Origin of the sequence: Amycolatopsis sp. cmx-4-83 (assembly GCF_046548815.1) — a bacterium.
Taxonomy (GTDB): Bacteria; Actinomycetota; Actinomycetes; order Mycobacteriales; family Pseudonocardiaceae; genus Amycolatopsis; species Amycolatopsis pretoriensis_A.
On record NZ_JAEBEF010000016.1, the window covers coordinates 220490 to 243855 of the forward strand.

At 71.8% G+C, this 23366-nt stretch carries 23 protein-coding genes and 2 pseudogenes; 13 read left to right on the forward strand and 12 right to left on the reverse strand.

What is annotated here, in order from left to right; genetic code table 11:
- Positions 1–470 precede the first annotated feature (470 nt).
- From ACLJQM_RS40715 to ACLJQM_RS40735, 5 genes are all read left to right on the forward strand, one after another.
- Positions 471–3020 carry a glutaminase domain-containing protein gene (locus ACLJQM_RS40715; RefSeq protein ID WP_410635678.1) on the forward strand — a complete coding sequence of 850 codons (2550 nt, stop codon included), beginning with the start codon at positions 471–473 and terminating at the stop codon, positions 3018–3020.
- A gap of 22 nt (positions 3021–3042) precedes the next feature.
- A complete protein-coding gene (locus tag ACLJQM_RS40720; RefSeq protein ID WP_410635679.1) occupies positions 3043–4185 on the forward strand; it encodes a type III PLP-dependent enzyme in 1143 nt (380 codons plus the stop codon).
- Complete coding sequence (speD, locus tag ACLJQM_RS40725; RefSeq protein ID WP_247023024.1) at positions 4178–4537, forward strand: adenosylmethionine decarboxylase; 360 nt, start codon at positions 4178–4180, stop codon at positions 4535–4537. Before ACLJQM_RS40720 ends, speD begins: the two co-directional genes overlap by 8 nt.
- Positions 4537–5409 carry a spermidine synthase gene (locus tag ACLJQM_RS40730; protein WP_247023025.1) on the forward strand — a complete coding sequence of 291 codons (873 nt, stop codon included), beginning with the start codon at positions 4537–4539 and terminating at the stop codon, positions 5407–5409. Before speD ends, ACLJQM_RS40730 begins: the two co-directional genes overlap by 1 nt.
- Positions 5410–5591: 182 nt before the next feature.
- Entirely contained in the window at positions 5592–6218 is a 627-nt protein-coding gene (locus ACLJQM_RS40735; protein ID WP_410635680.1) for a DUF4360 domain-containing protein, read from the forward strand.
- Positions 6219–6290: 72 nt separating this feature from the next.
- Here the strand turns inward: ACLJQM_RS40735 and ACLJQM_RS40740 are convergent, their stop codons facing one another.
- From ACLJQM_RS40740 to ACLJQM_RS40750, 3 genes are all read right to left on the reverse strand, one after another.
- A complete protein-coding gene (locus ACLJQM_RS40740) occupies positions 6291–6722 on the reverse strand; it encodes a hypothetical protein (protein ID WP_360770696.1) in 432 nt (143 codons plus the stop codon).
- 116 nt (positions 6723–6838) lie between these two features.
- Positions 6839–6961, reverse strand: coding sequence for a hypothetical protein (locus ACLJQM_RS40745; RefSeq protein ID WP_281506286.1), 123 nt, complete (start codon positions 6959–6961; stop codon positions 6839–6841).
- Positions 6962–6991: 30 nt separating this feature from the next.
- Complete coding sequence (locus tag ACLJQM_RS40750; protein ID WP_360770699.1) at positions 6992–7426, reverse strand: MarR family winged helix-turn-helix transcriptional regulator; 435 nt, start codon at positions 7424–7426, stop codon at positions 6992–6994.
- A 74-nt stretch (positions 7427–7500) separates the two neighbouring features.
- Here ACLJQM_RS40750 and ACLJQM_RS40755 point away from each other — a divergent pair, with 74 nt between their 5' ends.
- Positions 7501–9564, forward strand: a complete 2064-nt coding sequence (locus ACLJQM_RS40755) for an MMPL family transporter (RefSeq protein WP_410635681.1) — start codon at positions 7501–7503, stop codon at positions 9562–9564.
- Between the two features lie 273 nt (positions 9565–9837).
- On the opposite strand, the pseudogene ACLJQM_RS40760 reads toward ACLJQM_RS40755, so the two are convergent.
- Together ACLJQM_RS40760 and ACLJQM_RS40765 are read right to left on the reverse strand one after the other, a co-directional pair.
- A pseudogene (locus tag ACLJQM_RS40760) lies at positions 9838–9921 on the reverse strand (transposase); the annotation flags it as partial.
- A 262-nt stretch (positions 9922–10183) separates the two neighbouring features.
- A complete protein-coding gene (locus ACLJQM_RS40765; protein WP_410635683.1) occupies positions 10184–11407 on the reverse strand; it encodes a DUF222 domain-containing protein in 1224 nt (407 codons plus the stop codon).
- Positions 11408–11673: 266 nt separating this feature from the next.
- On the opposite strand from ACLJQM_RS40765, the gene ACLJQM_RS40770 reads away from it, so the two are divergent.
- A complete protein-coding gene (locus ACLJQM_RS40770; RefSeq protein ID WP_410635697.1) occupies positions 11674–12051 on the forward strand; it encodes an IS66 family transposase in 378 nt (125 codons plus the stop codon).
- Positions 12052–12157: 106 nt separating this feature from the next.
- Here the strand turns inward: ACLJQM_RS40770 and ACLJQM_RS40775 are convergent, their stop codons facing one another.
- The 7 genes from ACLJQM_RS40775 to ACLJQM_RS40805 form a co-directional block, all read right to left on the reverse strand.
- A complete protein-coding gene (locus tag ACLJQM_RS40775) occupies positions 12158–12511 on the reverse strand; it encodes an STAS domain-containing protein (RefSeq protein ID WP_410635685.1) in 354 nt (117 codons plus the stop codon).
- Complete coding sequence (locus ACLJQM_RS40780; RefSeq protein WP_360770707.1) at positions 12508–13578, reverse strand: B12-binding domain-containing protein; 1071 nt, start codon at positions 13576–13578, stop codon at positions 12508–12510. Before ACLJQM_RS40780 ends, ACLJQM_RS40775 begins: the two co-directional genes overlap by 4 nt.
- Positions 13575–15200: a PP2C family protein-serine/threonine phosphatase gene (locus tag ACLJQM_RS40785; RefSeq protein ID WP_410635686.1), complete on the reverse strand. Its 1626-nt coding sequence runs from the start codon at positions 15198–15200 to the stop codon at positions 13575–13577. Before ACLJQM_RS40785 ends, ACLJQM_RS40780 begins: the two co-directional genes overlap by 4 nt.
- Entirely contained in the window at positions 15193–15591 is a 399-nt protein-coding gene (locus ACLJQM_RS40790) for an ATP-binding protein (protein ID WP_247023034.1), read from the reverse strand. Before ACLJQM_RS40790 ends, ACLJQM_RS40785 begins: the two co-directional genes overlap by 8 nt.
- 92 nt (positions 15592–15683) lie before the next feature.
- Positions 15684–16067, reverse strand: coding sequence for an STAS domain-containing protein (locus ACLJQM_RS40795; RefSeq protein WP_410635689.1), 384 nt, complete (start codon positions 16065–16067; stop codon positions 15684–15686).
- Positions 16068–16165: 98 nt separating this feature from the next.
- Positions 16166–17338, reverse strand: coding sequence for a VanZ family protein (locus ACLJQM_RS40800; protein ID WP_410635690.1), 1173 nt, complete (start codon positions 17336–17338; stop codon positions 16166–16168).
- Positions 17339–17412: 74 nt separating this feature from the next.
- Complete coding sequence (locus ACLJQM_RS40805) at positions 17413–17607, reverse strand: antitoxin (RefSeq protein ID WP_125316185.1); 195 nt, start codon at positions 17605–17607, stop codon at positions 17413–17415.
- Between the two features lie 195 nt (positions 17608–17802).
- Between ACLJQM_RS40805 and ACLJQM_RS40810 the strand changes: the two genes are divergently transcribed.
- The 6 genes and pseudogenes from ACLJQM_RS40810 to ACLJQM_RS40835 form a co-directional block, all read left to right on the forward strand.
- Complete coding sequence (locus tag ACLJQM_RS40810) at positions 17803–18207, forward strand: PPOX class F420-dependent oxidoreductase (RefSeq protein WP_410635691.1); 405 nt, start codon at positions 17803–17805, stop codon at positions 18205–18207.
- Between the two features lie 96 nt (positions 18208–18303).
- Positions 18304–19968, forward strand: coding sequence for a sulfatase (locus ACLJQM_RS40815; protein WP_410635692.1), 1665 nt, complete (start codon positions 18304–18306; stop codon positions 19966–19968).
- A 167-nt stretch (positions 19969–20135) separates the two neighbouring features.
- Entirely contained in the window at positions 20136–20465 is a 330-nt protein-coding gene (locus ACLJQM_RS40820; protein WP_247023039.1) for a hypothetical protein, read from the forward strand.
- A 479-nt stretch (positions 20466–20944) separates the two neighbouring features.
- Positions 20945–22066, forward strand: a complete 1122-nt coding sequence (locus ACLJQM_RS40825) for a S1 family peptidase (protein WP_410635693.1) — start codon at positions 20945–20947, stop codon at positions 22064–22066.
- 100 nt (positions 22067–22166) lie between these two features.
- Positions 22167–22694: a dihydrofolate reductase family protein gene (locus ACLJQM_RS40830; protein WP_410635695.1), complete on the forward strand. Its 528-nt coding sequence runs from the start codon at positions 22167–22169 to the stop codon at positions 22692–22694.
- A 187-nt stretch (positions 22695–22881) separates the two neighbouring features.
- A pseudogene (locus ACLJQM_RS40835) lies at positions 22882–23245 on the forward strand (DDE-type integrase/transposase/recombinase); the annotation flags it as partial.
- Between the last annotated feature and the right edge of the window lie 121 nt (positions 23246–23366).

Below are 23366 nucleotides of genomic sequence, written 5' to 3' on the forward strand. Positions count from 1 at the left end.
ACAGCCTATGGCCGGCCCGGCTTACTACGCCGGAAGCCGGGGCGGGCCAGACCGGGAACACCTGGGACCGACCGGGCTGCCACGAGCGGCTCGCTGCGGCCGGCGCTGCCCGGGGGAGGTGCTGGTCGGGTGCCGCACACCGGCGCCGCCGGCTCTCGACTGGCGCCGCCGGCTCTCGACTGGCGCCGCCGGCTCTCGACTGGCGCCGCCGGCTCTCGACTGGCGGCCGGGCCACTGCCCGGCCAGCGCCCCGCGAGCCTGCCCGCGACCAACGCCCAGCGAGCCGGTTCTCCCGCCGCGCCACCCGACCCGGTCCACCACCCTGTCCGCGACGTCCGAATCGTCCCCGGACCTGCGGCTCCCGTGGTCCGCACCCCGCCTCCCAGCCGACCTTCGGCGGATTTACAACGTTGTACCAACGATGTAAAAGTTGGTCCGCGCCTGTTCGCACGCCGTCGAAGGGGTCACCGATGTCCTCGCCCGCACGTGCTCACCTCACCCGTCGCGACCTGCTCCGGCTCGCCGGGGGAACCGCCGCCGCCGTGGCCGCCGCGCTCTGGTTGCCCGCGACCGTCGCCGTAGCCGGGACCTTCAGCCCGATCCGGCCGCCCGCCACCCCGCTCATCGTCCGGTCGCCCTACCTGTCCACCTGGCAGCCCGTCGACAACCTGCCCGGGACCTGGGCCAGCTTCTGGACCGGGCACGTCACCGCGCTGTGCGGCCTCGCCCGCATCGACGGCGCCGCGTACGTCTTCGCCGGGGCTCCCGGGCTGCCGTCCGGTCCCGCCCTCACCGCCATGACGCAGGTCAGCCTGCAGGTCACCGGCACCCGCTCGACCTACGTCCTCACCGGCGGGGGCGTGAACCTCACCGTCACGTTCTTCTCACCGGTCGACCCGGCGAACCTGCAACGCCAGAGCGTGCCCTTCGGCTACGTGACCGTCCAGGCAGCCAGCGCCGACGGGCGCGCGCACGCCGTCGACCTGCACTTCGACACCTCCGCCGAGTGGGTGCACGGCACCACCGCGACCCCGGTCACCTGGACCCAGCAGCAACGGAACGGCTACACCCTCCTCAGCTGCACCCCCGCCAGCCCGGGCGTCCTCCAGGAGAACGGCGACCAGGCCAGCTGGGGCTCCCTCGTGCTGGCCGCGCCCACGTCCGGGGTGAGCTGGCAGATCGGGCAGGACACCGTCGTGCGCGCCGCTTCGGCCGGTCAAGGTGCCCTCAACAACACCAGCGACACCGCCCAGCCGCGCGCGATCAGCGACCGGTGGCCGGTGCTCGCGTTCAACCGGGACCTCGGCACCATCCCGGCCGGTGGCTCCTCGGCGCCGTTCACGCTCTCGATCGGGCATGTCCGCACGCCCGCCGTCCGCTACCTCGGCACCACCCTGAACCCCTGGTGGACGCACTACTGGGGCAGCTGGCAGGACATGGCCGTCTGGTTCGCGAACGACTACGCGAGCGCGCTGTCCGCCGCGACCGCGATCGACCAGCGCCTGCACGACGACGCCGTCGCCGCGGCCGGGGGCGGGAGCACGGGCGAGCACTGCGCCGCGATCTGCGCGCTCGCGCTGCGCCAGGCGTTCGGCGGCACCGAGCTGGTCGACCGCGGCGGCTCGCCGTGGGGTTTCCTCAAGGAGATCTCCTCCAGCGGCAACATGTCCACAGTGGACGTCACCTACCCGGCGTTCCCGGGTTACCTCTACCTTTCCCCGGCCTACCTGCGGCTGATCCTGGAACCGCTGCTCGACTACCCCGAGCACGGCGGCTGGCCGATGCAGTTCGCCGAGCACGACATCGGCGCGCACTACCCGGACGCGGCCGGGCACAACGACGGCAACGAGGAGAGCATGCCGGTCGAGGAGTCGGCCAACATGCTGATCATGGCGGCCGCGCTCGTGCAGCGGCTCCCGTCGGCCGAAGCCGTGTCCTTCGCCAGCACCCACTACCGGATCCTGCGGCAGTGGGCCGAGTACCTGATCGGCGCGACCCTCGACCCCGGCTTCCAGAACCAGACCGACGACTTCACCGGCTTCATCGCCCACAGCGCCAACCTCGCGCTCAAGGGCATCATCGGCGTCGGGGCGATGGGGATCATCGCCGCCGCCGTCGGCAACACCGCCGACGCCCAGCGCTACCGCTCGACCTCCCGCAGCTACATCAGCCAGTGGGTGACGCTCGCGCAGGACCCGTCGAACCAGCACCTCAAGCTCGCCTACGACCAGGACGGCACCTGGAGCCTGAAGTACAACGGCTTCGCCGACCGCGTGCTCGGCCTCGACCTGGTCCCGCTCGGCGTCGCGGCGCAGGAGGCCGCCTGGTACCAGGCCCGCGCGGGCGCCCACGGCGTCCTGCTCGATCCGCGCAACAACTACACGAAGGCCGACTGGGAACTGTGGACCGCGGCCTGGCTCACCGACCAGCCGAACATCCGCACCACCCTGGTCGAGGGCGTCTACAGCTTCGCGAACAGCACGCCGCAGCGGGTGGCGTTCACCGACTGGTACGTCGTCGCCGACGCGACCCAGCGCGGCTTCCAGGCCCGCCCGGTCGCCGGCGGCTACCTCGCCCTGCTGACCCGCCCGGCCGCGTCGACGACGGTGTGGCGGAAGCTGCAGAACCAGCGTTCGGGCAAGGTCCTCGCCGTCTCGAACATGGCGCTGGCCGACACCGCCGAGGTCACGCAGTGGACGGACAACGGCACGGCCGACCACCTCTGGGCCGTCGTGGACAACGGCGACGGCACCGTCCGGATCGTCAACCGCAACAGCGGCAAGGTCCTCGCGGTGCACGACCAGAGCCTCGACAACGGCGCCCACGTCCAGCAGTACCAGGACAACGGCACGCCGGACCACAACTGGCGGATCGTCGACGCCGGCGGCGGCTGGTCCAAGATCGTCAACGTCCGCAGCGGCAAGGTCATGGCCGTCGACCAGCAGTCCACGGCGGACGGCGCCCAGGTGACCCAGTGGGACGACAACGGGACACCGGACCACCTGTGGCGGTTCGTCTGACGCGGTTTGCGACACTGGCGCCGTGCGCGCCGACCCCATCCGCCGGTTCCTGGCCGAGCAGGACCCGCCGACGCCGTGCCTGGTCGTCGACACCGACGTCGTCGCCGCCCGGGCGCGGGAGTTCCGCGCGGCCTTCCCCGGCGCGCTGATCCGGTACGCGGTCAAGGCCAACCCGGCGCCGCCGGTGCTCGACGCGCTGGTGGCGGCCGGGGCCGGCTTCGACGTGGCCGGCCCCGCCGAACTGGCGCTGTGCCTGGCGCGCGGGGCCGAGCCGGCGGACATCGCCTACGGCAACCCGATCAAGAAGCCGCGGGACATCGCGTTCGCCTTCGAGCACGGCGTCCGGGAGTTCACTTCGGACGCCCCGGACGACGTCGACCACCTGGGCCGCCACGCGCCCGGCTCGGCCGTGTCGATCCGGGTGGTGTTCGACGCGCCGGACTCGGTGACGCCGTTCGGCCGTAAGTTCGGCTGCGAGCCGGCCGAGGCGCTGGACCTGGTGCTGCGCGCGGCCGCGCTCGGGCTGCGGCCCGGCATCGCCTTCCACGTCGGCTCGCAGCAGCCGGACGTCACCGCGTGGGAGATCGGGATCGCGACGGCGGCGAAGCTGTTCGCCGAGGCCGGCGCGCAGGGGGTCGCGATGACGCGGCTCAACCTCGGCGGCGGCTTCGCGACCGCGCACCGGACCGGCGTCCCGTCGCTGGACGCGTACGCGACGACGATCGCGGCGGCCGTCGACACGCACTTCCCGGGGAACCGGCCCGAGCTGCTGCTGGAGCCGGGCCGGGTGCTCGTCGCCGACGCGGGCCTGCTGCGGACCGAGGTCGTGCTCGTCGCGCAGCGGGGCGAGCGGCGCTGGGTGTACCTCGACATCGGCCGCTACAACGGCCTCGCCGAGGCCGAGAACGAGGCGATCGCCTACCGGTTCGAGCCGGTGGACCCGCCCGGCGGCCCGAGCGGCCCGGTCGTGCTCGCCGGGCCGACCTGCGACGGCGACGACGTGCTCTACCAGCGGACGCCGTACCAGCTGCCGCTGGCCTTGCGGACCGGCGACCGGCTCGACGTGCCGGGCACCGGGGCCTACACCGCCAGCTACGCGTCGGTGGGCTTCAACGGCATCGAGCCGCTGCGCACGTACTGCCTCGGGAGGTGGGTGGATGTCTGAGGTCGGCCGGTTCACCGGGCGGCACGTGCTGGCCGAGCTGCACGGCGTCGACCCCGGCCTGCTCGACGACCCCGTGCGGCTGGGGGAGCTGCTGCGCGCCGCGGTGACCGAGGCGGGCGCCACGGTCGTCGACGTCGTCGCCAAGCGGTTCGCGCCGCAGGGCGCCACCGTGATCGCGTTGCTGGCCGAGTCGCACGCGTCCGTGCACACCTACCCCGAGCACGGCTCGCTGTTCGCCGACGTGTTCACCTGCGGCGAGCGCGCCGACCCCGAGCACGCGCTGCGGTTGCTGGCGAAGTCGCTGGACGCCGCTTCGGTCCACCTTTCCGTCCTGCACCGCGGAGAACGCTGATGCCCCAGATCCCCGAACCGGTCGGCCCCGGCCTCACCCGCGTGTGGGAGGTCGGCGACGTCGGGTACGACGAGCGCACGCCGTACCAGCACGTGCTGATCGGCAAGACCGCGCAAGGGGTCTCGCTGTTCTGCGACGGCGAGCGCCAGAGCACCGAGGCGAGCCAGCTCGTCTACCACGAAGCTCTGATGCTGCCCGCGCTGCTGCTGGCCGATCAGGTGCGCCGGGTGCTCGTCATCGGGTCGAGCGAAGGGGTCGCCTCCCAGCTGGCGGTGGCCGCCGGGGCGGCGCACGTCGACCACGTCGACATCGACGAGCAGGCCGTGCGCGCCTGCGCCGAGCACCTGCCCTACGGCTACACGCCAGCGGAGCTGGAGCGGGCTTCGCGGGGCGAAGGCCCGATCCGGGTGTCCTTCGAGGACGGCTGGACGTTCCTGGCCGCGGCGGCGGACCAGGGGCTGACCTACGACGTCGTCGTGATCGACCTGCCGGACGAGAACACCGACCCGGACGCGCAGCACAACCGCTTGTACGGCACGGACTTCCTCACCCGCTGCGCGCGGCTGCTCGCGCCCGGCGGCGTGGTGACCGGCCAGGCGGGCTGCCCGACGCTGTGGCGCAACGAGACGCTGCGGGCGTCGTGGCGCCGGTTCCGCGAGGTGTTCGGCACGGTCCTGTACTTCGGGTCCGACGAGCACGAGTGGGCGTTCCTGTCCGGCCGCGCCGACCAGGTCGACGACCCGGGCGCGCTGGTGGCGCGGCGGTTCGCGGAGCGGGGGAGCGCGGCGGCGACGCTGGACGCCGAGGCGCTCCTCGGCGGCGCGACCCCGCCGTATTCGCTCCGGCACGGGAGTGGTCCGGACCACTCTTGACCTTCGAACATCCGAGTATTCCTCGTTTTTTGCCGTGAAATTGCGGGAAATGGATTTCCCGTACTCTTCGCGGTGGTGTTACTCCGTTCAGTGGCCGTCGAATAGGTTGCGATCGCGCTACGATCTGCTCCGCGCGCGATCGGCTCGATCACCAGGCACCGTGGCCCGTTTGGAGGAGCGTCATGTTCGTTGTTTCGGTCGTCGCCGGAATGGTTCTGTCCGCGCTCGCAGTTCCCGTCGATTCCTCGGCCGCTTCGGCTCCGACCGAAAAGATCACGCTCGACATCAAGACCATCAACGGCTCCGGCTGCCCGGCCGGCACCGCCACCGCGTCGGCGGACGTCGCCTCGGACAACACGTCCTTCACGGTGCACTACACGAACTTCACTGCCAAGGCCGGCGGCGGCGCTCCGGCGCTCGAAGCCCGGAAGAACTGTCAGATCAACGTGCTCGTCCATGTCCCGCAAGGGTTCACGTACGCGATCGCCGAAGCCGAGTACCGCGGCTTCGCGCACATCGAGAGCGGGGCGAGCGCGCTCGAGCAGGCCAACTACTACTTCGCGGGGACGTCGCCGACCGCGCGGGTGCGCCACACCTTCCCCGGCCCGTTCCACGGCGTGTGGCGGGCCTCGGACGTGACCGAGGTCGCGGAGCTGGTGTTCGCCCCGTGCGGGGAGAGCCGCAACCTGAACGTCAACGCGGAACTGCGGGCGGACGCGGGCACCTCGAGTGGTGCGACTTTCATCGAAATGGATTCCGAACACGCGAGCGTGGACACGATTTACCACTTCGCGTGGAAGACCTGCTGAATTCCGCGGGCATTGCCGGAAACGGACCGCTCACCGGGACCCCGCCGGTGAGCGGTCCGCCCGTTCACGCGCTCAGACGTGGGTGACCAGCAGGGTCACGCCCGCTTCGCCACCGCAGTCCACGAAGACCGGGCCCACCCCGTTGCCGATGGTCTGCACCACGGTGGCCTTGGCCACGAAGTGGTCCGGGCCGGCCGACAGGATCCGGATGTTCTCGAGTGCCGGCCGCTCCGGGAAGCCGCCGAGCACGGACTTCAGGCCCGTGCCGCCGCCGCAGTCGCCGGTGATCGTCACCTCTTGGCCGCGGTGGGTGGTCGGGTTGGGGCTCACCTGCACGGTGGCCCGCGCCCCCTTCGGGGGCTGGTTCGCGTTCGTCATCGTCCCCTCCGTGCTCCCCGGTTGCGCCGTCGCGCCCCCGGCCATCCCGATGCTCGCCGCCGTGACCAAGCCGGCCGCGAGGGCCAGGCCGAGTGCGGTGCGAACGGTTTTCGGGTTGCTGCGCATGGTGTTCTCCTCCCTTGAACCCGGTCTCGGTCCGCCGGATCCACCCGGTCAGTCGCCGGGGGACGGGCCCGAGGTTCTCGTGGGAGGAGAGTGAGACGTGGATCACAAATGAGGGGTCAGCGTGCGACGCGAGGCTGTTCGGTCTCGGCGGTCGGCACCAGGCGGCATCGTCGTTCGAACCGCTCCATCAGGACGGTAGCGATCAGGAGGGCCACTGGGGTGCTCACCGCGATCCACATGCCAGGGAACCTACCCAGCCCCGCGACGTCTCAATCGCCCGCCGACAGGCTCGTGATCACCTCCAGCAGCCGGGCGCGGAAAGCGTCGTCCGCCCCGAGCCCGCCGAGCAGGGCGGGCTCGGCGCGCACCGCCCGTTCGTGGATCGTCCGGCCGGCCGAAGTCAACCGGGTCAGGTGACGCCGGGCGTCCGCCGGGTCCGGCGTCCGCGTCACGAAACCCGCCTTCGCGAGGCGGTCGAGCGTGCGGCTCATGGTCTGGTCGGTCACCTGGCAGTGCTGGGCGAGCGTCCGCTGGGGGAGCGGCCCGTCACGCAGCGAGTGCAGCGCGATCAGCCCCGCGTGGGTGAGCCCCATGCCGGCGAGGACGGTCACCCAGCGTTGCTCCACCAGCCGGGCGGCGACGGCCAGCAGGCGCCCGGTGGGCCACGTGCTCAGGTCGGGTTCGGGGGCTGTGCTCACCGTCACTCCGCGTCGTCGTGCAAAATGTTCAGCCTGCTGAACAATAGGGCGTGTTCGCCCTCGAAAGGACCTTAGCGACCATGAACGACTCCCCGCGCCGCCTCCGCTGGCTGCTCCCCGCGTTGCTCGTGGTCGCCTGGCTCGGGCTGGGCGGGTTCGGCGGGCCGTTCGCCGGCAAGCTGAGCGAGGTCGCGAAGAACGACAACGCCGCGTTCCTGCCGAGCTCGGCCGAGGCCACCGAGGTCTCCGACGAGCAGAAGGCGTTCACCCCGCGCCAGGTGCTGCCCGCGACCGTCGTCGCCGAGCGCCCGGCCGGCCTGACCGCCGCCGACCGGCAGTTCCTCGAGACCAAGGCGCGCGAGCTCGGCAGCGTGCCCGGCGTCGTCGGCCCGCTCGGAGCCCCCGAAAAGGCGCCGCGGGACGACCAGGCCGTGCAGCTCAGCGTGCCGATCCTCGCCGACGGCAACCCCGGCGAGGTCGTCAAGGAGGTCCGCGCGAAGCTCACCGGCGGCCCCGAAGGGCTCACCGTGCTCGTCACCGGGCCCGCCGGGCAGATCGCCGACCTGGTGAAGGCGTTCGGCGGCATCGACGGCATCCTCCTGCTCGTCGCGGGCGGGGTGGTCGCGCTGATCCTCATCGTCGTCTACCGCAGCCCCCTGCTGCCGTTCCTGGTCCTGCTCTCGGCGGTGTTCGCGCTCGGGCTCGCCAGCCTCGTCGTCTACCTGCTGGCCAAGAACGACGTCCTCGCGCTCAACGGCCAGAGCCAGGGCATCCTCTCGATCCTCGTCTTCGGCGCGGCCACCGACTACGCGCTCCTGTTCGTCGCGCGGTTCCGCGAGCAGCTGCGAGACACCCCGAGCCGCTTCGACGCGGTGAGGCTCGCCTGGCGCGCGACGCTGGAACCGATCGCCGCGTCCGCGGGAACCGTCGTGCTCGGCGTGCTGTGCCTGCTGTTCAGCGACCTCAACTCGAACAAGGGACTCGGGCCGGTCGCGGCGATCGGCATCGGCGCCGCGTTCCTGGCGTCGACGACGTTCCTGCCCGCGGCGCTGGCGCTGTGCGGCCGCGGCGCGTTCTGGCCGTTCAAGCCGGCGCTCGGCTCGCCGCACCCGGAGACGGCGGGCATCTGGGGCCGGGTGGCCGGGCTGGTCGGTCGCCGCCCCCGGGCGGTCTGGGTGGTGACGGCGCTCGTGCTCGGCGTCGGCGTCGCGTTCCTGCCGCAGCTCAAGGCGTCCGGCACCGCGCAGTCCGACGTGTTCCTCACCGAGGTCGAATCCGGCACGGGGCAGGAGATCCTCGGCCGCCACTTCCCGGGCGGCCTCGGTGCCCCGGCGATCACGATCGCCGACGCCGGCGCGCTGCCCGCGGTGCTCCAGGCGTCCACGATGGACGGAATCGCGCAGTCGTTCCCGCTGCCCGGCCCCGACGGGAAGCCCAAGGTCGTGAACGGCCGCGTGCAGATCCTGTCCGTGCTCGACGACCCGGCGGACTCGGAAGCGGCGGTCGCGACGGTCGGCAAGCTGCGCGACGCCGTCCACGCGGTACCGGGCGCGAACGCGAAGGTCGGCGGCCCGACGGCGATCCAGCTGGACACGCAGCAGACGTCCAAGCACGACCGCGCGCTGATCATCCCGATCGTGCTGCTGGTGATCTTCCTGGTACTGGCCCTGTTGTTGCGGTCGCTGCTCGCACCCCTGCTGCTGATCGCCACGGTGGTCCTGTCGTTCGCGGCGACGATGGGCGTGTCGGCGCTGGTGTTCAACCACATCTTCGGCTTCCCGGGCGCGGATCCGGTGGTGCCGCTGTTCGGCTTCGTCTTCCTGGTGGCGCTGGGGATCGACTACAACATCTTCCTGATGACCCGCGTCCGCGAGGAAGCACTGACCCGCGGAACACGCGTCGGCACGCTGCGCGGGCTGTCGCTGACCGGCGGGGTGATCACGTCGGCCGGCGTCGTGCTGGCGGCGACGTTCTCGGCGCTGGCGGTCATCCCGATCCTGTTCCTGGCGCAGATCGCGTTCATCGTCGCGTTCGGCGTCTTGCTGGACACGCTGCTGGTGCGGTCGCTGCTGGTGCCGGCGCTGACCGTGGACGTGGGGCGCCGCGTGTGGTGGCCGTCGAAGCTGGCCCGCGCGGAGAAGTAGGGCGTGTCCTGGGGATCTTCATCGGAGGTGACGGACGCCGCAGGCGCGGTGGTAGGCCGCTCATTTGGCGTATCAGGTGGCCGGGCCGCGGAATTGCTTGAGCCGGGCTCGATTACGTTGCGCAGCTTGGAGAGGCTGGGTGTAGGCCTTGTCGGCCAGCACCCGCCCAGCAGCAGTGGATTGTCTCCGGCCTGATCGGGGGTGAGGATCACCGCCAAGGGATCCGTTGCCACGTCCCGTTCGCGGTCCGCTTGCGCAATCGCTCGTGCGGGGTCCGTACCGTTCCGGCAGATCACGCCAAGGCGCACCGGTGCGTTCTTCCCATAGGACCGCGTTGATCACCTGCCGGTGGCTGCGCCGCCAGCAACGGCGCGATCCTTGCCCAGGCCTTGTCGGTCAGCTCACCACGTCCGGACCACGACCGTCACGCCCCAGGAGATCACCTGCTCGACACCGGGGCGGTCCGCGGGTTCGACGAGTCCGTTTCTTCGGCACGAGCTTGCTGTAGCGAGTAGGCAGGCCCGCACCGCCTGACCCGGCCGCGGATTGCTTTATGTGCGAGCAGAACATCTATGGACATGGGTGTGGGCCCGTAGCCGGTGGCTGCGGGCCGATCCCATCACGCTGCGAAGGGCAGTGGTTGATGCAGGTTGTTGCGCCTGGGTTTTCGACGTTGATCCAGGAACCGAGGGGGTAGGAATTCGGGGTGGCCGTCGGGGGCGAGGCGGACCTGCCAACCCGAGCGATGCATCAGGCGGTGGTGGTGGGCGCAGAGCAGCACCAGGTTGGTGAGATCGGTGGGGCCGCCGTCGGCCCAGTGGCGGATGTGGTGACCCTGACAGTGCCGGGGTGGGCGGTGGCAGCCCGGGAACGCGCAACCTCGGTCACGCAGGAACAGGGCCCGGCGGAGGCCGGGTGAGATCAGGCGGCGGGCTCGGCCCAGGTCCAGAGGTTCGCTGCTGGCGCCGAGGACAGTAGGGATCAGCTTGCAGTCGCAGGCGTGGATGCGGGCCTCGACGGCCGAGATCCGGCCGGTGTCGCCCAATGTCGCGTGGCCGACACCGGATCTCAGGTCCGCCAGTGACACTGCGACCATCACGTGGGCGCGTTCACCAGCCTGCGTCGGCAGCTCTGGGGAGTTCAACGCCAGGTCGATCGCGTCGGAGAAGGCGTCGCCGTAGCGTTCCTGCGGGGAACGGAAGTCTCCGCCATCCTCGGCAGTACGGCGTTCGGCCAACGCGTCGAGCAAGGCGCTCGCGCGAGTACCGGTCTCGTCGTCGAACCGGCCCGACAGTTCCCAGGTGCCAGTTCTTTTGCGGCGCAGCGACAGTTCCCGGGCCGGGGTGGCGGGTTCGGTGTCCTCGGGCTCGGCGCCGTCAGGATCGAGGTGGGCCAGGATCCGGGTGCCCAGGGCGGCGACTTGTTTGTGGCCCGCGTCGGCGGCGAAAGCCAGCAGATCCTGTTCGGCGGAGTCGCGGTGCTCGAGGGGGATCCGCGACACAGCCTCGATGATGGCGTCGATCATCGGGGTACTCAGGGCACCCGTCAAAGCAGCGACGCCGGTAGCGGGGGCGACAGCGGCCGGGGAGTCGAGGGTGTGAGCAGAGGTGAGAGCCCGGGCTCGAGCCACGGTGCGCTGGGCAGCCGCGTGGGGAATGTCCGCGAGGTGCTCCAGCAACCGAGCAGTGGACCGGTAGCCGAACAGTTCCATCACGCCACGCGACTCGATTTCCACCAGCAGAGTCCCGATTTCCGCTTCGGCGGACCGCACCACGGTGAGCAGCCCACGGAGACGGTCGGCCAAGGCCTCCGCGTCCGTCTGCCACACCGCTTCTCTGTCCACACAACAAGATTACCCGGCCATCGACCATATGTTCATCACTCGATCAGGGTAACTGTTCAGGTCGTTTCGGGGCTGTGAGCGGACCTGTGGGATGATCTTGTTGTGGGGGACGGTGGTCGTCCGTCGTACGACGAGCTGGCCGCGTTGGTCGCGGCGCAGGCGGTGGAGCTGGCGCATGCGCGGGAGGAGATCACCGCGTTGCGGGCCGAGTTCGCCGCCCTCAAGCGCCGGCTGGGCACGAACTCGGGTAACTCCTCGATGCCCTCATCCTCGGAGAGGTTCAGCAAACCGCCGTCCACGACGGACTGGTGTCCTACCACGACTTCGGGTGCGAACACGCCAGCTGCAACGCCCATCACCTTCGAGAACTGGTCGCGGCCGGCGAGGCTTATCCGGAGCACACCTGGCCTAGGATCGCCAGGAATACCCTCGAAGAACTCAACACCGCTGCCCATACCGCACGCGAGGCCGGTCTGGACGCCATCCCCGCCCCTATCGTCGATCCGTTGATCGCCAGGTTCGTCCGCACCGTCCACCTCAGCCTGCTGGTGCGCCTACGCGACTGCCAGCACCACGTGCTGCTTTTCGCCCGCGACCTCACCGTCTGGTCACCGACATCCAAGCCGAACGCGACCTGCGCATGATCGCGGCACATCTGAAGATCTCCGGTGGCTGGTGAACCGGGCACGGCCCCGCGCCTGGCTGCGTGTCCGCACCTAACAGTGATCGATCAGGTGGACGTCCAAAGACCTAAGAATCGTGCAGCGCGCGGGAATCCGCCGTCTCACCGGTCAGGTACTTCGCCGTCCCCGTCAGCGCAAAGAGACGGTCGAGCGCCGGCTTCCGGTTGTCCAAGAACAACCGACGACCCGTCCCGACGACCGCGCGGTGCACCTTGATCAGCTCCGACAGCCCGGACGAGTCGCAGAAGTCGATCTCGCCGCAGTCGAGGCGCACCTCCCGCACGCCGGGATCACCTGCCAGGCGGTCGGCGACCAGGCGCACGAGCAGGCCGGCCGTGGCGAACTCGAGGTCGCCGGTGACCGTGACGCGCGCCGTGCCCTCGTCCGCGATCGTCCAGGTGCAGGTCAAGCCGCTGGTCATGCCGTTCGCTCCGTTCCGGCGGCCGGCTCCACCAGGTGCGTGCGGGCAGCTCGGAGCAGGCCGGTGGCGCGCGGGAAGTCGCGCAGCTCCGCTTCGAGGAGTTCGAGGGCGGGCACCAGCGAAGCGGCGGGGACGCCCCGCGCCGTGAGGATGCCCGCGGTCCAGGTCAGGAACCCGGTGAACAGCTCTTCGTCGCCGACGTACAGCGCCGTCGCCAGGTACTCGACGATGTGCGCCAGGTCTTCGGCGGTGTACTGGCGCTGCAGGTCGGTGTAGTCCCGCATCGCCGGGATGCGCTCCTCCAGCCCGGCCAGCACCGCCTTCACGAGCCGGCCGGAGCTGCGCGTCACCAGCGTGTACTCCTGGTCGGCCAGGTGCGGCAGGTCGTCGAGCGGCTGGTGGGCCGCGAGCGGGCGGGGGAGGGGCTTCGCGAGCCTGTCGGCCGCCGTCCGGGCGTCCGGGGCCCACGCTTCGGCACCCAGCAGCCGCGCGTAGCGGCCGTCGGGGCCGAAGGCGGCGCCGCCCGCGATGACCGGGGTCGCGGCCGCCTGGCAGGCGGTGATCGTGGCGTGCGCGGTCGGCAGCCGGGTCGCGATCGAGCTGGACAGCGCGACCGCGTCCGGCCCGGTCCGGTGCAGGTGGGCCACCAGGTGCGGGGCGGGGACCTGCGCGCCGAGGTAGTCGACCTGGAACCCGCGCAGGCGCAGCACCTCGGACAGCAGCCGGGCCGGCATCGCGTGCCATTCGCCGTCGACGCACGCGACCGTGACGCGGCCGAGGTGCGGCTCCGGGCGCTCCAGGACGTGGCCGAAGGTCGCGATCACGCGGTCGTTGATCGCGGTCGCGGCGTGCTCCTGGGCGACGCTCAGGCGGTTGGCCGCCCACTCCTGTCCGACCCGCCGCTGCACCGCGGCGATCACGTCGAGCAGCACGCTCTCCGGGTCGGTCCCATCGCTCAGCGCCTGGACGACGACGTCGCCGGCGGCGTACTCGTCGCCGGTCGTGACGGCGGCCCAGAGCCGCTCGGCCTGCTCGGCCACCCCGGTGCTGCGGGTAGCGGTGCTCATGCGGTGTACCTCCCGCGGCCGTGCCCGCCCACCGCCGCCAGGTGCTGCCCGCGCGGCGCGGTGATCGCCAGCACGGCCATGTCGTCGTGGGTGCCGCGCCCGATCCACTGCGAGGCGAGCATCTGCACCCGCTCGACGACGGCGTCGGCGGGCATGTTGGCGCACTCGGCGAGGGCCTGGTGGAGCCGGTCCTCGCCGAACATGGCGTCCCCGAGCGGGCCGCCCTTCGCCTCGATGATCCCGTCGGTGTAGAGCAGGCAGGTCTCACCCGGGTTGAGCGTGACGTCGGCGCTCACCGACTCGATCTCGGGCAGGACGCCGATGAGGCTGCCCTGCGTCTCCGCTTCCTCGACCCGCCCGTCGGCCCGCACGATCAGGGGCGGCGGGTGCCCGGCGGCGGTGACGCGCAGCCGGACTGTCGCGCCTTCGCGGCGCGCGGAGGCCAGCACCAGCGTGACGTACCGGGCGTCGGCGTTGTCGCCGAGCGTGCGGTTCAGCAGGTCGAGCAGCCGGTGGTGCTCGCCGGCCATCGGCAGCAGCGCCCGCAGCGTCGTGCGGATCTTGCCGGTCAGCACGGCCGCTTCGAGACCCTTGCCGCAGACGTCGCCGAGCACGGCCAGCGACTCGTCGTCGCCATCGGCGGTGACGGCGGAGTGGACGTCGTAGAAGTCGCCGCCGATCCGCTCGCCGTCGCGGGCCGGGCGGTAGCGGCCGGCGAACTCGACGCCGCCGAGCTGCTCCAGGGTGGGCGGCAGCAGCTCGCGCATCAGCGTGTCCGTGATGGACGCCTGCAGCGCGAACACCCGCGCCGCCGACATCGCCGCGCCGGCGCGGGCCGCGAACAGCCGCGCGAAGAGCTCTTCCTGGTCGGAGAAGGACGCCCGGTCGCCGCGGCGCAGCAGCACCAGTGCGCCGGCGGGCACGCCGTGGCCGGGCAGCGGCGTCACGACGATCGACCCGACCGGACCGAACCCCGCGGGCAGCACCCAGCTGGGTGCCGCGTCCGGGTCGAGCCAGCGCGAAGGCACCGGCGGGAAGCCCTGCAGGGCCTCGCCGAGGCCAGGCAGCTCGTCCGGGTCGATCACCAGCCGGGAGCGGGCCGGTTCGCCGCCGCGCACGCAGGCGACGGCGGGGAAGCTCCCGCTGTGGGTGGGGGCCAGGACCAGCGCGGCGTCGGCGAGGTGCTCCGCGGCCAGCCGGGCGGCGACCTCCATGCAGCGTTCGAGGTTGAGCGAGCCCAGCAGGGCGGCCGACGCGTCGCTCAGGAAGGCGGTCCGCTCCTGCTCGCGGGCCAGGGCGTCGCGGGCCACGCGGGCGTCGGTCTCGTCCACGAGCCACCACGTCACGGCGTCGCCGTGCAGGATCGGGTGCGCCGCGAACGACCGCTCGCCGACCTCGCCGCGGGCGACCCCGCCGGGGCCGTGGGCGGCGGCCAGCCAGTCCGCGACCGCGCCGTCGAGCGGCCGGCCGGGAGCGGCGGCGGGGAAGAGCATGCGGGCGGCCTCGTTGAGCGAGCGGATCACCCCGGATCCGTCCGCGACGACCGCCGCGATGGGGGCGGCGGCCCACTCCCGGCCGGCGTCGACCGGGGTGGCGGGCGCGGTGCGCGCGCGGTCAGCCACGGGCTCCGGCCGGGTCCGGGTCGGTGACCAGCTCGGCCCACAGGGTCTTGCCGCTGGGCCGGCGCAGCTGGCCCCACGCCGCGGCGCAGCGCTCCACCAGCAGGAGCCCGCGGCCGCCGTGGTCGGACGGCGCCCGGCGGCGGGCGGTTTCGCCACCGCCGTCGTCGACCTCGATCCGCAGCTTGGCGGCGCCGGGCAGCAGCCGGACGTGGTAGGGCGCGCGGCCGTGGCGCAGCGCGTTCGAAGTCAGCTCGTCCACCACCATCACGGCGGTGCTGACGACGTTCACCGGCAGATCGCACAGCACGGTGCGCACCCAGTGGCGGACCCGGGCCAGCTCGGAGAGCTCGGCGGAGATGCCGAGCTCGTGCCGCACATCGCGGAGCTTCACAACCGCCTCCTTCGCCGTGCCCGGCCCCTGGGGGAGGCCTTCCCCTTCTTCATGCCCGGATCCGGGGCCGCTCACACGGGTATCGGAGCTCGTCACGCGTCTCCCCAGGAAGATAGGGCCGCTTCGAGGGTCGGGTGCACCGGCATCAGGTCGCCGAGCCCGAGCAGTTCGATCGGCCGGACCACGACGGGCGCGGTCGTCACGACGGCGAAGCGGCCACCCGCCCGGAGCAGCTCACGGGCGAGCCGCAGCAGGACCTGCAGGCAGCTGGAGTCGCAGTACTGCACGTCGGCCATGTCCACGACGATCCGCGCGGCGCCGGGATCCGTCGGCACCAGGCCCGCCAGCTTGGCGGACACCGCGAAGTCGAACTCACCACGCAGGGTGTAGACGCTCAGGTCCCCGTCTTCGGAGCATTCCAGGGACCAGCCGTCACCGGAAGATCGCTGCCGGGACCGCGCTGCGTCGGTGGTCATACGAACTCCAGGTCGGGGAGCGGGACACGGGCTGGCGGCTCAACCCGTTCCGCACGCAATCTACCAGCGCCGCCCGGCGCGGGCAGCACGGTGTCCGTTCACCGTCCTTTGAGGACAGGCTGCCGAGGCTGCGGTTCGGCCGCCGGTTCGGGCTCGTCGGGGGTGGGCGGCACGATGGCGGTGTTGACGGTGCGGGTCAGCCGTTCGTAGGGGGCGCGGTGCTCGTCGTCGAGCAGCACCGCCAGCGGCGTCCAGACCCCGACCACGAACACCGACGCGGCGAGCGCGACGGGCAGCAGCAGCTGCTCGGGGTGGCTGCCGAGGTCCCAGCGGTCGAGGTCCAGCAGCCACCAGCCGAGCCACAGCGGGGACAGCAGCACGCCGTTGCGGACCAGCAGCGAGACAGGGCCGGACCGGCGCCCGCCCCGGCGCGTGACCCGCAGCAGCATGGCGCGCTTGCCGGGGGTCGAACCGGTCACCGCGGGCAGCACCACGAACCAGACGAGGGCGAGGATCACGACCGGCGTGTCGCGGTGGCGCAGGTCCTCGCCGAACAGCGTGAGCAGGCCGAAGAGGAAGCCGAGCAGCGCGGCGAACCCGAGCAGGTCGCTGGCCAGCGCGAAGAGCCGCCGCGTGAAGGTGACCTTCGCGGCGTAGCGGCGCCGGTCGTGCTCCGGCTCCGGCGAGGGCAGCAGGCGGCCGAGCGGGCCGGCCACGAGCCAGCCCACGACGACACCGGCGGTGTTGAGGATCAGGTCGTCGACGCTGAACAACCGGTACGGGCACGGGTAGACGAACCACAGGCCGGTCAGCTGCGTCAGCTCGAAGAACAGGGACACGCCGAAGCCGATGAGGGCCGCGGGCACCAGCCGCATCCGCTGCGCGTACCGGACGTAGAAGCCGAGCGGCGCCAGCATCACGACGTTGAGCGCCGTGGTCCAGACCGCGGGGTTGTGCAGGAGAGCGCCGGGGCTCCAGTGCCCGCGGGCGCGCTGCGAGACCACTTCGACGAAGTAGAAAGGCCGCAACTGGGGAGAACTCGCGTACGTGTGTCCCGCGCAGTACGCCGGATCGGCGGGCAGCGGCAGCACCGTCTGCGTCGCGATCGCCAGCAGGTAGAAGAGGAACGTGTAGAAGACGAAGGTCGGCCAGCCGCCGGCGCGGCCGCGGCGGCGGTAGCTGACGAACGCGGCCGGCAGCATGACGGCCAGCACGAGCAGCGGGAAGAGGAGGAGGGCGGTGCGGACGGGGACGAGGTAGGTGGCGACCACGGAGCCGGTGGTACCCAGCCGCGCGGGAGGTGAAGCGTGCTTCCCCCGGACGGCTGGGTTTCACCGGCGGCCGGTCACTGCGGAGGCGCGTCCTGCTGCCCGCCGCCCTGCTTGTGCAGGAAGTCCTTCACCTTGTCGGAGCCCTGGTCGATCTTGTCGGAGTGCTCGCCGAACCGCTGCTTCGCGGCCTCGGCGGCCTTGTCGACACCCTGGTCGGCCTGCTCCGGGTTCTTCCCGAGCGCTTCCTTGGCCTTGTCGAACAGGTTCATCCGTCCTGCCTCCGTCCGGAATTCGATCATCGGTCGTCCCGAGGAGAACACCGGCTCCCGGCGGCCGCAACCACGAGGCACCCGTCGCGGGGATTTCCGGTGTTTTAGCGGGTGAAAGGTGGTGCGCGGGGTTTGGGCCCGGGGCTTCGGGGTAAGGGCCGATTCCTTTCCGGGACGGCGCCGGTCGGTACCGGCATGAGCGATCCCCTCCTGAACGCCGCCGCCCGCGAGGTGCTGGACGGCCCGCACACCGCCGTGCTCGCGACCTCGAACGCCGACGGCAGGCCGCAGTCGTCGGTGATCTTCGTGAAGCGCGACGGCGACGCGGTCGTCTTCAGCACGATCCACGGGCGGCTGAAGACCCGGAACATGCTGCGCGACCCGCGGGTCAGCCTGCTGGTCGCCGGCGAGCCCGGCCGGTACGTCGAGATCCGGGGGAGCGTGGAGCTCACCGAAGACCCGGAAAAGGTGCTGCTGCACGAAATGTACGCCCGCCACATGGGCGGGGCGACCCCGCCGCCCGAGCCGGGCGCGCGGCGGGTCGTCGTCCGGATCCTCCCGGAAAAGGTGTACCTGTGGCCGCCCGCGGGCCGGGCGTGAACCACTCGGCGGTTCGGCCCGTATACCGGGTGAGGATCGCCGGTCCCGCCGCACGGGCCGGGCGGTCACCGCCGCGATCGACGACGTGAGGCCCGCATGCTTGGAAGAACCGCCCCGGACGCGCCCCTGCCCGACTTCGGCCTGCCCCGGCCCGGCCGCCGGCACGCCGTCGCGGGCCGGGTGCTGACGGCGCTGGCGGCGCTGCTCGTGCTGTTCGCGCTCCTCGCGCCGGACGACCTCACGGCGTTCTCGGCCGAGGCGCTGGTGCGGGTGCCGGTGGAGGGTGTCGTCGTCGCCGCGTTCGTGCTGGTGCTGCCGCCGCGTCCGCGCCGCGTCGTCGCCGTCCTCTTCGGTCTGGTGCTGGGGCTCCTGACCTTGATGAAGGCGCTGGACACCGGGTTCTACGCCACCCTCGAGAAGCCGTTCGACCCGGTTTACGACTGGAGCTTCTTCCGCGCCGGCGTCGAGTTCCTGGCCGGCCAGATCGGGGACGCGGCCACCGTCGGCGCGCTCATCGGCGCCGGCGTGCTCGCGGTGGTCGTCGTGGTGCTCATGGTGCTGGCGATGCTGCGGCTCTCGCGCGTCGCGGCCGGGCGCCGGACCGCGGCGACGCGGGTCGTGGCGGTGCTCGGGGTCGTCTGGATCGTCTGCTCGGTGTTCGGCGTCGAGATCGCGCCCGGCCAGCCGGTGGCCGCGCAGAGCGCCGCCGCGCTGGCCTACGGCGACCTGCGGCAGGTGGGCGCCGACCTGCGGGAGCAGCGCCCGTTCGGCGAGGTGGCGGCGGAAGACGCGTTCCGCGTCACCCCCGGTGCGCAGCTGCTGAACGGGCTGCGCGGCAAGAACGTCGTGCTCACCTTCGTCGAGAGCTACGGCCGCGTCGCGCTCGACGACCCGGCGATCGGCCCGAAGATCGGTGCGACGCTCGACGCCGGCACCGCGGAGCTGCGCGCGGCGGGCATCGGCGCGAAGAGCGCTTTCCTGTCGTCCTCGACGTTCGGCGGCGGCAGCTGGCTGGCCCACTCGACGGTGCAGTCGGGCATGTGGATCGACAACCAGCAGCGCTACAACGACCTCCTCGCCAGCGACCGGCTCACCCTCGGCGGCGCGTTCCAGCGCGCCGGCTGGCGGACGGTCTGGGACGTGCCCGCGCACACGAAGGACTGGCCGGAGGGGCAGAAGTTCTACCACCCGGACGCCTACTACGACGCCCGCGCCATCGGCTACCACGGCCCGGGCTACGCCTACGCGACCATGCCCGACCAGTTCACGATGTCGATGCTGCAGCGCAAGGAACTCTCGAAGGCGGGACCGGTGATGGCCGAGGTCGACCTCGTGTCCAGCCACGCACCGTGGTCGCCGCGCCCCTGGCTGGTCGACTGGAACCAGGTCGGCGACGGCTCGGTCTTCGCACCGCAGCCGGCAGCGGGTGAAGCGCCGGAATCGGTCTGGAAGGACCCCGCGAAGATCCGCGACGCCTACCGCGACGCCACGGACTACTCGCTGAAGACGCTGATCTCGTTCATGCAGCACTACGGCGACGAAAACACGGTGCTGGTGTTCCTCGGCGACCACCAGCCGCCGGTGGTCACGCCGCAGGGGGCGGTGCACGACGTGCCGATCACGATCGTGGCGAAGGACCCGAAGGTGCTGGACCGGATTTCCGGCTGGGGCTGGACGGACGGGCTGCACCCGGCCGCGCGGGCGCCGGTGTGGAAAATGGACTCGTTCCGCGACCGGTTCCTGACGGCGTTCGCTCGTTGACCGGTCACGGAAGGAGCACGCCATCCGTCCAGGGTCGCGGGCTAGCCCGGATGGAGCAGTGCCGTGACTTTCCGCTGCGCGCGAATTCACTGGCCCGATGAATTGCCGGTAATTCTTCCGCACTTCTACGCTTCTCGACGTCGGGTTCTCCGCGCTGAGGAGTGGTCATGCGAAGGAAATTGGCGGTTCTCGGGGTCGCTTTGTTTTCGCTGTTCGGTCTGACGGTCGTACCCGCGGCCGCGGCCGGCGGCGATTTCGCGCCACCCGGCTGCTTCGGCGAGCGGTACGCCACCCTCTTCGGGCAGGGCGTCTCGGTGAGCTGCTTCCCCGGCGAGGGCTACGGCTACCGCGTGCTGGCGCACTGCGCGAACGGTTCCGCGTTCTGGTTCGTGGCCGGTGATTTCGTGCCGTACGGATTCGGTCCGGCGGTCGCGGAGTGCGCCGGGGCGCTGCTGGTGCCGGCGCGGGTGGTCGGCTACCAGGTCGACGAAATCTGATTCGGGCACGGAACCGTCCGGTCACCCATTTCCCGGGTGACCGGACGGTGTCGTGCGCGCGATTTACGGAGAGTTTCCAGCGCGGCGGTCGTCGCGAACAGATCCGGCCGGTTCGGCCGTGGTCAGCTCGGCGAGCACGCTCTCCTGGACGTGAACGTCGGGTACGTGAGGTGCCGGCGGCGAGGGACGGTCGTGCACGTTCGCTGCCCCGCGGTCTCCGGTTCGGTCCGGGGCCCGCGCCGCCGTGGTGTACTTGGTCCAGACCTTCGTCGGCGCGGACGGGTGAGCCCGGTTCGCGCCCCTTGGCGTGCCCGGAACCCGTTGTCCCCCAGCATGATTGCGTGTTCAGTCCGCAATGGACAGACGTTCGCTCCCGCGAATTCCGGACAGAAGACCGGACAAATCTGGACCCACCGCGCATCGGCCCGCACACTCGGCGGACGGTGTGTTTCTTTCCCCCGGTCCCTGGAGGAGTCCCCATGCGTCGAAGAATCTCCCTTGCCCTCGGCGGCGCCGCCGTCCTGACCGCGTCCCTCGCCTCCGCCTCGCTGAGCCCGGCCGTCGCGTCGCCCGGGCTGATCGCCGCCATGCAGCGGGACTTCGGCCTGACCGCCACCCAGGCCGAAACCCGGCTCGGCCAGGAAACGTCCGCCGCGCGGGTGATGCCGGCCGCGCAGCAGGCCGCCGGTGCCGCGTTCGGCGGCGCGTGGTTCGACCCCGCGCTCGGCAAGCTCGTCGTCGGCGTGACCGACCCGGCCGCCGCCGACGCCGTCCGGAAGACCGGCGCCGAGCCCACCACCGCGCGGGTCAGCGCGGCGAAGCTCGACGCCGCCAAGGCCGCGATCGACGCCTCGGCCAAGGCCGACCCGGCCCCGGCGGCCGTCAGCGGCTGGCGCGTCGACCCGCGGGCCGGCAGCGTCGTGGTCACCCTGCGGCCGGGCGCGCACGGCGCCGACGTCGACGCCTTCCTGGCCCGCGCCGCGAAGTCGGGCCCGGTGACCGTGGCGAGCGCGCCGGCCGCGCAGCCGTTGTCGGCGGGCACCGTCGGCGGCGACCCGTACTACATCAACGGCAACACCCGCTGCTCGATCGGGTTCTCCGTGCAGGGCGGCTTCGTCAGCGCCGGGCACTGCGGCGGCGCGGGCAGCTCGGTCGTCGGCTGGGACGGCTCGGCGATGGGCAGCTTCGCCGGCTCTTCCTTCCCCGGCAACGACTACTCGTTCATCCGCATCGGCAACGGCTGGTGGACCGCGCCGGTCGTGCTCGGCTGGGGCACGGTCAGCGACGCGCTCGTCCGCGGCTCCTGGGTCGCGCCGGTCGGCACGTCGGTGTGCCGCTCGGGCTCGACGACGCACTGGCACTGCGGCACGGTGCTGGGTCTCAACGAGACGGTCAACTACTCCCAGGGCGCGGTCTACCAGATGACGCGGACCAACGTCTGTGCCGAGCCCGGCGACTCCGGCGGTTCGTTCATCACCGGTGACCAGGCCCAGGGCGTGACCTCGGGCGGCTGGGGCAACTGCAGCTCCGGCGGCGAGACGTGGTTCCAGCCGGTGAACGAGATCCTGCAGACCTACGGCCTGTCCCTCGTCACGGCGTAAGAAACTTTTCCGGCGGCGGCCGATGAATCCGGCGGCCGCCGCCGGTAGGTACCGGTGAGGCCGCGCCAAGGGGGCGCGGCGGCACCCACCGGGAGCAGTCATGAGCGTCATCGTCACCGAGTTCGTCACCCTGGACGGCGTCGCCGAGGACCCGGACGGCTCCGGCGGCACCGCCACCGGCGGCTGGGCGTTCCGGCACGGCCCGGAAGCCGTCGCCGGGGACAAGTTCCGGCTCGGCACCCTGCTGGAAACCGGCACCCTGCTGCTCGGGCGCACCACGTGGGAGCTCTTCTCGAAGCTCTGGCCCGGCCGCACCGACGAGTTCTCCGCCCGGCTCAACGCGGCCCGGAAGCTGGTCGTCTCGCGGACGTTGACCGACGTGTCGGCGTGGCAGAACTCCACGCTGCTGCCAGGGGATCCGATCGAGGTGGCCGAGCGCCACGACGGGGACCTGATCGTCATCGGCTCGCTCGGGGTCGCGCAGGCGCTCGGCCGCCGCGGCCTGGTCGACGAGTACCGGCTGCTCGTGTTCCCGAGCCTGGCCGGGCCGGCCGCCGGCTCTTCGACGGCGCGGCGCCCGCCGACCTGCGGCTGGTCTCCAGCACGGAGGTCGGCGCCGCGGTGCTGAGCACCTTCCGGACGCGCGGTGTGATGTCCAGGGACGTTGTCCCGAGTTGAGGTGACCTGATGGCGCCTGTCGTGCAGACAGGTGAAGGCTCCGGATGTGAAGTGGAGCTGTCCAGGAACCGCTTCACCCACCGGAGGCCTTCGTGTCCCGCCCTGACGCCACCCTGACCCCACGCACCCGCCTGTGACTCACCCGCATCGACCGGGTCACCGGCGAACCCCTTGCGCCGCTACGAACACGCCTGTCCCGGATCGCTGATCCATGTCGATGTCACCGAGTTCGGCAACATCCCCGACAGCGGCGGGCGCCGCTTCGGCGGACGCGCCCAAGGCGACCGCAACAAACGCGCCACCCCCGAAACCGCAGCCACCGCCACCGCGGTTTTGCGCCGGGCAGTGGCCTGGTTCGCCGACCGCGGGGTCACCGTCGAACGGGTCCTGTCCGACAACGGCTCGGCCTACCGGTCCCACGCCCGGCGTGACACCTGCACCGAGCTGGGTGTCACTCCGAAACGGACGCGGCCCTACCGGCCGCAGACCAACGGCAAGATCTGTGAAGACTGGGGCTTGGTGCTGCGTCGGGCTGGTCTGACCCCGGCCAAGGTGTGACCCACGGGTAGTTCGTGGTGTCCTGCGTTCGATTTGTCGGCCCGCTCGGGCGCAGCACCGCATG

Coding starts and splice junctions, on each gene's coding strand:
- ACLJQM_RS40715 (WP_410635678.1), top strand. CDS start 471: ATGTCCTCGCCCGCACGTGCTCACCTCACCCGTCGCGACCTGCTCCGG.
- speD (WP_247023024.1), top strand. CDS start 4,178: ATGTCTGAGGTCGGCCGGTTCACCGGGCGGCACGTGCTGGCCGAGCTG.
- ACLJQM_RS40730 (WP_247023025.1), top strand. CDS start 4,537: ATGCCCCAGATCCCCGAACCGGTCGGCCCCGGCCTCACCCGCGTGTGG.
- ACLJQM_RS40735 (WP_410635680.1), top strand. CDS start 5,592: ATGTTCGTTGTTTCGGTCGTCGCCGGAATGGTTCTGTCCGCGCTCGCA.
- ACLJQM_RS40740 (WP_360770696.1), bottom strand. CDS start 6,722: ATGCGCAGCAACCCGAAAACCGTTCGCACCGCACTCGGCCTGGCCCTC.
- ACLJQM_RS40745 (WP_281506286.1), bottom strand. CDS start 6,961: ATGTGGATCGCGGTGAGCACCCCAGTGGCCCTCCTGATCGCTACCGTC.
- ACLJQM_RS40755 (WP_410635681.1), top strand. CDS start 7,501: ATGAACGACTCCCCGCGCCGCCTCCGCTGGCTGCTCCCCGCGTTGCTC.
- ACLJQM_RS40775 (WP_410635685.1), bottom strand. CDS start 12,511: ATGACCAGCGGCTTGACCTGCACCTGGACGATCGCGGACGAGGGCACG.
- ACLJQM_RS40780 (WP_360770707.1), bottom strand. CDS start 13,578: ATGAGCACCGCTACCCGCAGCACCGGGGTGGCCGAGCAGGCCGAGCGG.
- ACLJQM_RS40795 (WP_410635689.1), bottom strand. CDS start 16,067: ATGACCACCGACGCAGCGCGGTCCCGGCAGCGATCTTCCGGTGACGGC.
- ACLJQM_RS40805 (WP_125316185.1), bottom strand. CDS start 17,607: ATGAACCTGTTCGACAAGGCCAAGGAAGCGCTCGGGAAGAACCCGGAG.
- ACLJQM_RS40810 (WP_410635691.1), top strand. CDS start 17,803: ATGAGCGATCCCCTCCTGAACGCCGCCGCCCGCGAGGTGCTGGACGGC.
- ACLJQM_RS40815 (WP_410635692.1), top strand. CDS start 18,304: ATGCTTGGAAGAACCGCCCCGGACGCGCCCCTGCCCGACTTCGGCCTG.
- ACLJQM_RS40820 (WP_247023039.1), top strand. CDS start 20,136: ATGCGAAGGAAATTGGCGGTTCTCGGGGTCGCTTTGTTTTCGCTGTTC.
- ACLJQM_RS40825 (WP_410635693.1), top strand. CDS start 20,945: ATGCGTCGAAGAATCTCCCTTGCCCTCGGCGGCGCCGCCGTCCTGACC.
- ACLJQM_RS40830 (WP_410635695.1), top strand. CDS start 22,167: ATGAGCGTCATCGTCACCGAGTTCGTCACCCTGGACGGCGTCGCCGAG.